This is a genomic window from Bacillus sp. 1780r2a1 (assembly GCA_024134725.1).
GTDB lineage: Bacteria > Bacillota > Bacilli > Bacillales > Bacillaceae_H > Priestia > Priestia aryabhattai_A.
On record CP099863.1, the window covers coordinates 691,076 to 701,933 of the forward strand.

The window sequence follows — 10,858 nt, forward strand, 5'->3', positions numbered from 1 at the left end:
GATGAAGCCTATTACTTTAACAATAGCAGGCTTGCACAGCTTTAGGTCAAAGCAAATTATCGATTTTACAAGCCTATGTTCAGGTGGTGTGTTCGGTATCTTCGGCCCAACAGGTAGCGGCAAATCTTCTATTTTAGATGCGATGACGCTTGCGCTTTACGGCAAGGTAGAAAGGGCAGCTAACAACACACACGGCATTTTAAATCATGCTGAGGACGAAGTGAAAGTTGCTTTTACATTTGAATTAGAAAATGCAACCCATAAAAAGCGCTATACCGTTGAGCGTAGCTTCAAACGTTCGGATGAAATGCGGGTAAGATCAGCAACCAGCCGTTTTATTGAAGTAGGAGATGAAACCATCGTACTGGCTGATAAAACAAACGATGTCAACCAGCAAGTTCAGTCGTTATTAGGTTTAACAATTGATGACTTTACGCGCGCTGTTGTACTGCCACAAGGGAAATTTGCTGAGTTCTTATCGTTAAAAGGAACAGAACGTCGTCAAATGCTGCAGCGTTTATTTAATTTAGAGCAGTACGGTGATCAGCTTAACAAAAAAATTCGTTCCAAGGTTCAGTTGTTAAAAGGTGAAATTGATACGATTTCTGCAGAGCAGACGGGATTAGGGGAAGCATCAGAGGAAAGCGTTAAGCAAGCGGAGCAAGTCCTTCAAGAACGTATCATTTTACTTGAAAAGCGTGAGCGCGAACTAAAAGATATCGAAACGTTGTATGATGAACAAACTGCAATTTGGAATGATATGCAGATTAAACATGAATTAGAAGAAACGTTAAAAGGGTTGAAGGAGCAAGAGGGGCTTATAGAAGGGAAGCGAAAACAGGTAGCTATAGCTGAAGAAGCAAAAAAGTTGTTGCCCTATCTAAATGCGTACGAGCAGCTTACGATGAAAAAGCAAAGAACTCGTCAAAACGTATTAGTTATTCAAGAGAAGTTGCGTGCACAGTATGACAAGTATGAAAAAAGCCAGATAGCGTATGACCAAGCACGGTTAACAAAACAGCAGGAACAACCAAAGCTCTTTATTCGCAAAGAACAGTTAGAACAAGCCAAAAAAATTCAAAAATCAATACGGGAATTAGAAAAGAAATACGATGAAAAAGAAAAAGAGTGCAATCAGCTTTCAGCTGATGTAAAAGAGCAGGTGCAAATTCTGCAAAAGCTTGAAGAGCAATTAGAAAAAGGTAAATTGCTGCAAAGTAGCTTAAAAGAAGAGTTAGAACAGGTAAAGGTCTCTGATGAAGAGCGTGAACAGACATATGAAGCTACTGTCAAAGCTGAGAAAGTAATGGAATTAAACAAGATAATAAAAGAACATGAGGAAAAAGTGAACAAAAAGCAGCTAGATCTAAAAGCAGCTGAAGCAAAACTTGCAACCCAAAAAGAATTAAAACAACGCCAAACTTCTCAAGCACAACAGCTATTTGTATCTACCCAGCGCATCTATCATGTTGTTTGTGAGCGTGAGCGTGAATTTGAACAATTTTTTCGCTCGATAAATCGTCAATTACAGTCACTGCGTGAGCAGCAAGTAAAGGAAAGAATTAATCACTTAGCCCATCAGCTGGCCGAAGATCTCAGTGAAGGAAAACCTTGTCCAGTGTGTGGTTCAATGGATCATCCTTCACCTGCTGTATCTAGTGAAGGACACGCGAACTTAAAACTGGATGAACACATTACGAGCTATGAAGAAGAAAAACATGTACTGGATGAGCAAAAGCAGGAGTACGGAGCCATGAAGCTTCGTTTAGAACAGCTTCATTCAATGTTACTCGATGCGTATCCTGGAATCACAGATACGAAGTATGACTTGCCGGTTATTCAACTATTAGAGGGAAACGGCGATGAATATAGCACTAAGTTAAAAGTTGAGTTAAAAGCGTTACAGCAAGATTATATTGAAGTTCGTGAGAAGCAAACAGAGCTGTTACAGAGCTATAAACAAAGTGAACAGCAGCAGCAAGATTTACTGTTCAGCATGCAGCAACTCATAAAAGAAGTAGAGGGTCTTGCTGAAGAGCTAAGTAAGTATCAAAATGATTTTAGCGTGCTTATTGAGGAATGGAATGAGCTATATCCACATCTAGAAATGAGTAAAATTTATGAAGTTCAAGAAAAAATGAAGGTGCGAATTGCAGAAGAACGAACGCTTGTAGAACGCATTAATAAAAGCTATCAGTTTTTTGACGAACAACAAAATAAAATTGCGTATGCGAGAGAGGGTTATGATCAAGCGACGCGTAAGAATGTTCAGTTAGAAGCAGAGCAAAAAAACGTTCATCAAGCGCTCCAACAACAAAAACAGATGCTTATGGAACTTTCAAAAGCAGGGGATGTGACGTCAGAGCTAAGAGAGGTTGAGCAGCGCATTATTGAGCTTGATCAAACGGAAAATACTTGTTATGAAATGCTAAATAGTATGCAAGTGACTTATCAAAAGCTACAGGCAGATGAGCATGCAGAGCGTAAGGTATTAGAGGATTTAACGGAACGATATGAAGAGGTCAAAAAAGACTGGGAAGAGCACCTTCAGCCATCATGTTTTTCAGAAAAAGAAGAAGTCAAAAAAGCGGTTCAAACAAGTGATGACATACAGAAATTAACTGAAGAAATTCAAGCGTTTGAGGATAAGCTAAAACAAGCCAAAGCTGATATAGCTAAAGTTGAGGGGAAACTTAATGGTAAATCTATAACTCAAGATAAGTGGGAAGAAACCAAATCGCTATTAGTAAATATAAAAGCAGCAGTTAACGAAGCAAATCAGCTAAAAGGTGGAGCAGAAGAGACCTTAAAAGACATATTAAAGCGACATGAACGCTTTAAAGAGCTTGAAAAGCAGAGAGTAGAAAAAGAAGCTTTGTTTGAACAATATCAAAAGCTACAGTCTGTGTTTAAAGGTAATACATTTGTTGAATACATGGCTGAAGAACAGCTGATGGCGATTAGTCGAGATGCTTCGGAGCGATTAGCCATTTTAACACGTCACCGCTATGCAATTGAAGTAGATTCTCAAGGTGGTTTTATTATGAGAGATGATGCTAACGGTGGAGTTAAGCGTCCGGTTTCAACTCTTTCAGGAGGAGAAACGTTCTTGACATCACTGGCATTAGCTCTATCGCTATCTGCACAAATTCAGCTTCGCGGAGAGTATCCTTTACAATTTTTCTTTTTAGATGAAGGGTTTGGAACACTGGATGGAGAGCTTCTTGATACGGTTGTTACGGCCTTAGAAAAGCTTCAGTCAGATAATTTATCAATCGGAGTTATTAGTCACGTGCAAGAGCTTAGAGCACGCTTACCTAAGCGATTAATTGTACAACCTGCTGATGCTACTGGTATGGGAACAAAAGTAGCTGTTGAAACTCTATAAAGGAAAGGGTTGAAAAGCAGTGGGAAAAAAAGATCGTCACGTTGGCTGGTGCGAATTATGCGAACGAGAAGATGTCGAAATTACGGTTCACCATCTTACCCCAAAAGAAATGGGAGGTACATTTGAGCCGACTGCTAACCTTTGTATTCCGTGTCATAAGCAAATACACGCTCTTTATACAAATACAGAATTAGCGATTCGCTTAAATACAATTGCCTTACTAAAGGATGATCCACAGATTCATTCGTTTATAAAATGGATTCAAAAGCAGCCATCTTCACGAGTGCCTAAAATTAAAAAGTCGAATGAGCGAAAAAAAAGATAAAAAACAGCTGGAATTCCAGCTGTTTTTATGCATTGGCAACGTTGTTTTGATCTGCAAGATCGGGATCAAGCGTATTTGTTCCAGAGATTCCGGTATTGGTATTGACGAAGTTACCGGTATTAACTGCCCCGGAGCCCGTATTGGTTTTTGATGAGCTTTTTGGGGACACATAAAAGGTATCTCCAAACGTCACAACACCGCCACCCACGCTTGTGATACTAACAGGACCGATTAAAGCTGGCATGTTATCCACCCTTTATTATCGTGATAATAATCTAGTGTATGATAAAGCAGTAAGATTTGTTCATTCTGTGGAATCGTCTTCAAGAGTAGTTTCAACATCATCTGCTGTCATGTTAAGCTCCTTTTCTAACCCAACATCAGGTGTTTTAGATTCAATTCCATCCAGTTGTCTTATATGCTTAATGCGAGATTCTGCATCAAGCGTACAGGTCGAACCAATATGAATAACCGAAGAGAATGAACACCCTTTAATATTAATACGATTTACTTTAATGATAGGAGCAAGGTTAGTTACTTGCATATTTACAGCTTCAATTATTGGTTGTGGGATAGGTTCATTAAAAACATCATAATCATCAAAGTTTCCTTCTCTTCCATAGAAAAAAGGGAACTCTCGCTTGACAGCTAGTGCTCTTGTCTTTAACACCATCTGAGTAGAATCACCAATTTGACAAAGTGAACTGGATGACACAGAATTTATTGTTAAATGATCTACCTGAGACATTCGGGATAGCATAGTTAATTTCTCCTTTAAGATAAGGATAATGGAACGTAAGGACCAATTATGAGAGATTCTGCAGGTGTATCAAATGTTGCTGATAAATTTATATAGTGAGCATCTCCAATTAAAAGAACAGAAGAAGAAGATACGCCGGTAATATCAATATTTCCTACCATTAATTCTCGATTAATGACCGTATAATTCATTGGTTATGACCGCCTTTCTTTAACGAATCGGGTAAATAGGTTAAGAAAGCATCGATGCCTTTTTTGATGTCTTCATAGATTTTCTCAATAATTTGGGGTTTAATTGCTTCAAAGTTTTGCTCTAGCTCTTCAGATTGAACTTGATTTAAATAATAAGTAATACGTTGTTCTAACTGCTTTTTTACGTCTTCAATTATAAAGTCATAGTAGGCTCCTTCAATTGTCATGGAGCGTTGGTCAAGAACATGCTGAACCATTGAGTAGCCATGCTGGTCAAGTTCAGATGTCATAGATGCATATATATCTTCAACCCACTGCTTCGTTATATTGCGGTCAAGTGGCTTTAAACTTGGGTTTTGTGGCCCTTGCTGTGGAAGCGTAATTTCAGGGGTTTGGTTATTTATAATAATGTCTTCTAGGTTGTCTGGTGTAAGCGGGTTTAAGCCAATATTTAATGTGCCATCAAGCGAGTCGATTTTTAGCTGTTCAAATTTATATTCAATTTTTTCAATATTAATAGGAGTTTTTTCTTCTAGCTCTTTTATCTGCTGTTCTAGTTTTTGAACAGTTGATTCAAGGGTAGCAACTCGCACTGATAGTTGCTCAATATAACGATGCATTTGCTGCGTATAGTCCATGCTTTTCATGTTCCGCACCTTCTTTCACCCTGTATGCAAATTGTCATTTAAAAATGATATATTTTATACATATGGTGAGGAAGTTATGAACATGTCAGTTGTTCACCCGAACGGGTGGAGTGAGCGACTGAGAATAAGGTGCTGGAACTGCTGAAGATTGTGTCGGTGTGAAAGTAGATGGAGAAACTGATCCTAAAATTCCTTTCTTTTGTTCATCAGGTGCGGCTTCAGTAAAGCCACCTGTATTAAATAGGTTGGAGTTCGGTTTGATGATGCCTGCGCTTCCAATTTGTAATACAGAAGAGTTACTGACAGCACTTACCTTTAAGCTTTGGATACAAATGCTTTGATTTACATAGAAGTTCAATGGAGGTAGCTCCTTTCTGTTACAACTTAAGCATTAGCTGTAATGTTTTGGTCATTTACATCACTATCTTGGGTGTTCGTTGCGCTTTGCTGGTTAATGACATGAAGACGATCTCCAGTATTAAAAGATCCTGCTCCGGCAAATGTTTTAGCCGTTGAGATGGGAGCAATACTGTATACGTCGCCAATGTGCAGAACACTAGCAGAACCGACACTATTTACGTTGACAACGCCGACGATGGCTGGCATAGGCAAACATCCTTTATCATTATAGTCTCTTATCATGGTATGAAAAGAATGTTAAAAAGTTCTTTCTGTTCATATGTATTCATAGTTGAAGTAATATATGGCAGATATGTGAAAGTGATAAGTGCATTGCTGTTTGATGCTTATGTACAGTGGTGAGAAAGCTTGTATTCATGGTATGATATGGAATGAAAGGAGAGGATAAGATGATTCATTTACATGTAACATTATGGACATTATTGCTGATTGGTTTTGTGGTAGCGCTTGTTTTAACGAAGTCCGGTAAAGAAAAAGGCGCAAAGATTGTACATATGATTACTCGTCTGTTGTATGTGCTTGTGTTGTTATCAGGTGCTCATTTGCTAGCAGATTGGTATCAGTTTAAAGGACAAGCTCTTATTAAGGGACTGGCTGGGGTTCTAGTGCTAGTTGGTATGGAGATGGTACTTGTTAGGACAAAAAAAGCCAAAGCAACAGGAGGCGCATGGGCACTTCTAGTCGTAGCGCTTGTACTAGTATTCTACTATGGATATGTTGTTTTAGGTTAAAAGCTGCTGATATAAGCAGCTTTTTTTGTTGTTTGAAAGAGGAAAGGCACGCATACAACAGGAGGGATTTCCACTCGGATATGCTCCCTTTCCGCAGGGCTCGGCCTGAGCCTCCTCGTAAACTGCGGGGTCTCAGAACACTCGCTAGTCCTGCAGGAGTGTCACAACCGTCGTTGCAATCCCGAGCGTCTCAATAAAGAAAAAATCAGTCATCTTCATTGTATTTGTCTATAGTAGAAGGGAGGGAAGCACACAGAATTAATCTTTCTAAGAGTTTACCTATCTACTCGTAAATTAACGAACGAAAATATAGCACTTACAAAAAGTTTTTGAGGGGTTATTAGGAAAAAAGCTAACTTGTATGAAAGCTTAAAAAGGGGAGAAACTAAGAAAAATTAGTTTTTATACGGAGGACCGGAAAATTGCAAAAAAAGAATGAATTAACATCTCCTGAAATTGCAAACCTATGGACACATTATATCCGTGAAACCTTATCTATATGTGTAAACAAATATATGCTTAATACAATCCAAGACCCTGAAATACATAGCCTTTTTCAAACAGCTCTTCAGTACTCATTTAACCATGTAGATATGTTAAAAAAGTTATTTAAAAAAGAGAACTTTCCTATTCCCAAGGGGTTTACAGAAGAGGATGTTAATTTAGAAGCTCCTGCTCTATTTACAGACGTTTTATGCCTTGAATCTCTTTACATGATTAGCACACATGGACATAACGAAATAAGCCTATCTTTTACGACTTCTATACGCCAAGATATTGTAGATTTTTATTATCAATGCAACCTTGATGCGATGGAAATTTATAAAAAATCTAAAGATCTCCTTATTTCAAAACAACTGTATCAGCAATCACCTACTTATATAACACCTAGTAAGGTAAAAATGATTGAAAAATACCACTACGTAACAGATGTTTTTGGTAAACAGCGGCCGATGAATGCAATCGAAGCTGGACATACTTATTTTAATTTACAAAAAACATTGGTTGCAAAAGCGGTGATCCTTGGCTTTTCCAAAGTTTCAAAAAATCAAAACGTACGAGTATTATTAGAAAAAAGCCTAAAAGTCAAAAACAAACACATTGCTACATTTTCATCTTTATTAACAAAAGATAACCTTCATTTACCCAAATCATGCGAAACGGAGGTTACAGATTCTATTGTTTCCCCTTTTTCAGAGAGACTTATGCTTCTTCAAACTGGTTTCTTCTTTGGTGTAGCAGTGACGTATTATAACGCATCCCTTATCGCAAGTATGAGAGCTGATATTTCAGCGCGTTGTGAAAAGGCAGCCTTGGATAGCTTATGGATATATAGTCGTATTGGGAAAGATTTAATTGATAATCAGTGGATGGAACAACCTCCCCAAGCAGATGACCGGAAGAGATTAAATTATTAGATACACATTGTTAGTAAATAGTGTTTGACCCTTGGAGTATAACTCATCACTTAGTACAAAGTTACACGTGAGTAGAAAAAGCTACTGTTCAGAAGCAGTGGCTTTTTTGTTTTTCGCTACTTATGAAATGCTTAGTTGTCATAATATGAATTTTCAGAACTAACAATAAGAAAGAACCCTTGTTACACAAGGACCCTTTCACTTTATCCGTTTATTTTGCTTTTTATATAACCTTGATTTTTCATCATCTTGAGTGAATCAACAGTCTTTTTCATGCATGGAAAAGGTTACTTGTATTCACCTTGTTTCCTCCATAGCCCTTTTATATTCCTTGTGTTGCTTATTGACGTATGGTTGCATTTCTACACCTTAGTGAAGAATTAAATTCATAGAACGACTTCCATCGCTTAACGTGTATTCGAAACGGTCTAAACCATTTTCGCCACGCTCAAATAAGTGTTGAACGGAACAAATCATTTCTTCATTATCAAAAATGAGAAAATTTGCTCCTTTTGTATGTTTATCTTCCGGCAGGAAAATAAGTGTGTTATGACAATAGATGCAGTCATAAAGAGAGATGTTTAGAGAGTTTAAGTGGCTCGTAAGCGTGTGAAACGCTTCTTTTTTTAGGTGTTTCAGTAGTTGTTCATATGCGTATGGGAGCTTTCTCGTTACGCGAAGCTTATCACCATTTTTAATTCGATAAATCATATTGTGAAGCTTAAACTGGTGATCTGAGATAAATAGTCCCTTTTCCCAACTCATATTGATGTATACCTCAACGGATTCATTGAGGATATCGTTTAGCATAGATGCTTCATCTGTTTCTTCATCAAAGAAAATCCATTCTGAATCAATGTATTCAACAGTTCCCGTCATAAACGAACGAGGCTGGTTTTGTAGAATTGAATATTTTGAATTACTCTTCATTTTTAAGACCTCCATATACGAAATTGTTATTTGTTTGTATTTCCTAAAACGAAGGCGTTTATAACTAAAATAATTGAAATAAAATAGGTGGACAAATCAACTGTGCGAATTCCATGCATACAATGGCATTATTTCATTCATTACAAAGCGCGTAAGGAAAGGATGATAACTAATGTGTGGTATCACCGGATGGGTTGATTTCAAACGCTCCTTGTTAGGTGAACAAGGCACCGTTAAAAAAATGGCGGAAACATTAGAAAAGCGAGGTCCTGACGATACAAATGTATGGATTCAACAGCATGCGGCGTTTGGACATAAGCGATTGGTTGTGGTAGATCCACAAGGCGGCAAGCAGCCGATGACTAGAAAGAAAGAGCAAAAAGAATATACGATTTGCTATAATGGTGAGCTTTATAATACAGAAGATATTCGCAAAGAGTTATTAAAGCGAGGATATCAATTCCAAGGGCACTCTGACACGGAAGTACTACTAACAGCTTATGTTGAATGGAAAGAGGAGTGTGTGGACTATTTTAACGGAATTTTTGCTTTTGCTATTTGGGATGCATCTGAAGAAAAGTTATTTATTGCACGTGATCGTCTAGGCGTCAAGCCTTTATTTTATCGGTCGTACGATGGAGGGTTACAATTTGCATCAGAATTAAAAGCGATTTTAGCTCATCCAGAAGTACCAGCTGAAATCGGGTTAGATGGGTTAGCTGAAGTGTTAGGATTAGGTCCTTCACGCTCTCCAGGGCACGGTGTCTTTAAAGGAATAGATGAATTAAGACCTGCTCATGCCATGACGCTAAGTAAAAGCGGGCTTAAAGTGTGGAGATATTGGAATGTGAAGAGTGCAAAGCATACGGATTCATTAGCAGAAACAACGGAAAGAGTAAAGTTTTTAGTTGAAGATGCTATTGTGCGTCAATTAGTATCAGATGTTCCAGTGTGTACATTTTTATCAGGCGGAGTAGATTCTAGTGCGATTACAGCAATTGCAGCTAATTCATTTAAAGAGAATGGAAAAGGTCAGCTTCATACGTATTCAATTGATTATGAAGATAATGACAAATTCTTTAAAGCAAATGAATTTCAGCCGAATTCAGATTATACGTATATTCAACTTATGTCTGACACCTTCCAAACCAATCATCATCGTTGCGTTATATCAACGGAAGACCTTGTGCATCATTTAACAGAAGCGGTAATAGTACGTGATTTGCCTGGAATGGCTGACGTAGACTCCTCATTATTATGGTTTTGTAGAGAAATCAAGAAGGATTTTGTGGTTGGCTTATCCGGAGAATGTGCAGATGAAATCTTTGGTGGATACCCATGGTTTCATCGCCAGCACGATTTGCAATCCGATACGTTTCCTTGGATGCGTTCTTTAGAAGGACGAATGAACTTACTGCAAGATTCCTGGAGAAAGAAACTTAATTTAGAAGACTATGTAAGAGCTACCTACGATAAGACGATTAAAGAAGTGCCTGAACTAGATGGGGAGTCAGGTGAGGATGCGCAGCGCCGCAAACTATTTTATTTAAATATGGTTTGGTTCATGACAACGTTATTGGACCGAAAAGATCGTATGAGTATGGGAGCTAGTCTGGAAGTACGCGTTCCATTTGCTGATCATCGGCTAGTAGAATATGCATGGAACATTCCATGGGAGATGAAAATGGTTGGTAATAAAGAGAAGGGGATCTTGAGAAAAGCATTAGAAGGAGTATTACCTCATGATGTTTTATATCGTAAGAAGAGCCCGTATCCTAAAACCCATAATCCAGCCTATACAAAAGCAGTAACACTCTGGCTAGAGTCGCTTTTAGAAGACAAATCTTCAGCGCTTCACGAATTCTTTAATCGTGAGCAATTAAACACAATTATTAAGTCGGGTGGAGAAGACTTTAAAGTGCCTTGGTTTGGTCAATTAATGACGGGACCTCAACTTCTTGCTCACTTAGCACAAATTCACGTGTGGTTTGCACATAATAATATTCAAATTAAAGAGTAAAGTCATGTAGCCTTTTGATTCAGAGATT

Annotated in this window: 12 protein-coding genes; 5 read left to right on the forward strand and 7 right to left on the reverse strand. The window is 38.0% G+C overall.

The annotated features are described in order from the left end of the window. The first annotated feature begins 1 nt into the window (after position 1). Entirely contained in the window at positions 2–3,388 is a 3,387-nt protein-coding gene (locus NIZ91_03635) for an SMC family ATPase (protein USY55760.1), read from the forward strand. Positions 3,389–3,407: 19 nt separating this feature from the next. Beyond that, positions 3,408–3,713: an HNH endonuclease gene (locus tag NIZ91_03640; protein ID USY55761.1), complete on the forward strand. Its 306-nt coding sequence runs from the start codon at positions 3,408–3,410 to the stop codon at positions 3,711–3,713. A gap of 25 nt (positions 3,714–3,738) precedes the next feature. Here NIZ91_03640 and NIZ91_03645 read toward each other — a convergent pair whose 3' ends face one another. The 6 genes from NIZ91_03645 to NIZ91_03670 all read right to left on the reverse strand — a co-directional run bounded on the left by NIZ91_03645 (position 3,739) and on the right by NIZ91_03670 (position 5,917). Then, positions 3,739–3,957 carry a spore germination protein gene (locus NIZ91_03645; protein USY57082.1) on the reverse strand — a complete coding sequence of 73 codons (219 nt, stop codon included), beginning with the start codon at positions 3,955–3,957 and terminating at the stop codon, positions 3,739–3,741. 60 nt (positions 3,958–4,017) lie between these two features. Continuing rightward, positions 4,018–4,473: a spore germination protein GerPE gene (locus NIZ91_03650; GenBank protein ID USY55762.1), complete on the reverse strand. Its 456-nt coding sequence runs from the start codon at positions 4,471–4,473 to the stop codon at positions 4,018–4,020. Positions 4,474–4,487: 14 nt separating this feature from the next. Next, the gene (locus NIZ91_03655; protein ID USY55763.1) at positions 4,488–4,664 is read right to left on the reverse strand and encodes a spore gernimation protein GerPD; all 177 of its coding nucleotides are present in this window, start codon (positions 4,662–4,664) and stop codon (positions 4,488–4,490) included. Then, entirely contained in the window at positions 4,661–5,311 is a 651-nt protein-coding gene (locus NIZ91_03660; protein USY55764.1) for a spore germination protein GerPC, read from the reverse strand. Before NIZ91_03660 ends, NIZ91_03655 begins: the two co-directional genes overlap by 4 nt. An 85-nt stretch (positions 5,312–5,396) precedes the next feature. Beyond that, positions 5,397–5,669, reverse strand: a complete 273-nt coding sequence (locus tag NIZ91_03665) for a spore germination protein GerPB (GenBank protein ID USY55765.1) — start codon at positions 5,667–5,669, stop codon at positions 5,397–5,399. A gap of 26 nt (positions 5,670–5,695) precedes the next feature. Further along, positions 5,696–5,917 (reverse strand): spore germination protein, encoded by a 222-nt coding sequence (locus NIZ91_03670; GenBank protein ID USY55766.1) that lies wholly within the window; start codon positions 5,915–5,917, stop codon positions 5,696–5,698. 203 nt (positions 5,918–6,120) lie between these two features. Between NIZ91_03670 and NIZ91_03675 the strand changes: the two genes are divergently transcribed. Next, positions 6,121–6,462 (forward strand): DUF1516 family protein, encoded by a 342-nt coding sequence (locus NIZ91_03675; protein ID USY55767.1) that lies wholly within the window; start codon positions 6,121–6,123, stop codon positions 6,460–6,462. Between the two features lie 422 nt (positions 6,463–6,884). Beyond that, positions 6,885–7,880, forward strand: a complete 996-nt coding sequence (locus NIZ91_03680; protein ID USY55768.1) for a DUF3231 family protein — start codon at positions 6,885–6,887, stop codon at positions 7,878–7,880. Positions 7,881–8,249: 369 nt separating this feature from the next. Here NIZ91_03680 and NIZ91_03685 read toward each other — a convergent pair whose 3' ends face one another. After that, entirely contained in the window at positions 8,250–8,810 is a 561-nt protein-coding gene (locus tag NIZ91_03685; protein ID USY55769.1) for a DUF2777 domain-containing protein, read from the reverse strand. Between the two features lie 172 nt (positions 8,811–8,982). Here NIZ91_03685 and asnB point away from each other — a divergent pair, with 172 nt between their 5' ends. Further along, positions 8,983–10,830 (forward strand): asparagine synthase (glutamine-hydrolyzing), encoded by a 1,848-nt coding sequence (asnB, locus tag NIZ91_03690; GenBank protein USY55770.1) that lies wholly within the window; start codon positions 8,983–8,985, stop codon positions 10,828–10,830. Positions 10,831–10,858 lie beyond the last annotated feature (28 nt).

What these genes read in the sequence shown, in the direction of transcription:
- NIZ91_03635 (USY55760.1), top strand. Translation starts at nt 2, where the DNA reads ATGAAGCCTATTACTTTAACAATAGCAGGCTTGCACAGCTTTAGGTCA.
- NIZ91_03645 (USY57082.1), bottom strand. Translation starts at nt 3,957, where the DNA reads ATGCCAGCTTTAATCGGTCCTGTTAGTATCACAAGCGTGGGTGGCGGT.
- NIZ91_03650 (USY55762.1), bottom strand. Translation starts at nt 4,473, where the DNA reads ATGCTATCCCGAATGTCTCAGGTAGATCATTTAACAATAAATTCTGTG.
- NIZ91_03655 (USY55763.1), bottom strand. Translation starts at nt 4,664, where the DNA reads ATGAATTATACGGTCATTAATCGAGAATTAATGGTAGGAAATATTGAT.
- NIZ91_03660 (USY55764.1), bottom strand. Translation starts at nt 5,311, where the DNA reads ATGAAAAGCATGGACTATACGCAGCAAATGCATCGTTATATTGAGCAA.
- NIZ91_03670 (USY55766.1), bottom strand. Translation starts at nt 5,917, where the DNA reads ATGCCAGCCATCGTCGGCGTTGTCAACGTAAATAGTGTCGGTTCTGCT.
- NIZ91_03675 (USY55767.1), top strand. Translation starts at nt 6,121, where the DNA reads ATGATTCATTTACATGTAACATTATGGACATTATTGCTGATTGGTTTT.
- NIZ91_03685 (USY55769.1), bottom strand. Translation starts at nt 8,810, where the DNA reads ATGAAGAGTAATTCAAAATATTCAATTCTACAAAACCAGCCTCGTTCG.
- asnB (USY55770.1), top strand. Translation starts at nt 8,983, where the DNA reads ATGTGTGGTATCACCGGATGGGTTGATTTCAAACGCTCCTTGTTAGGT.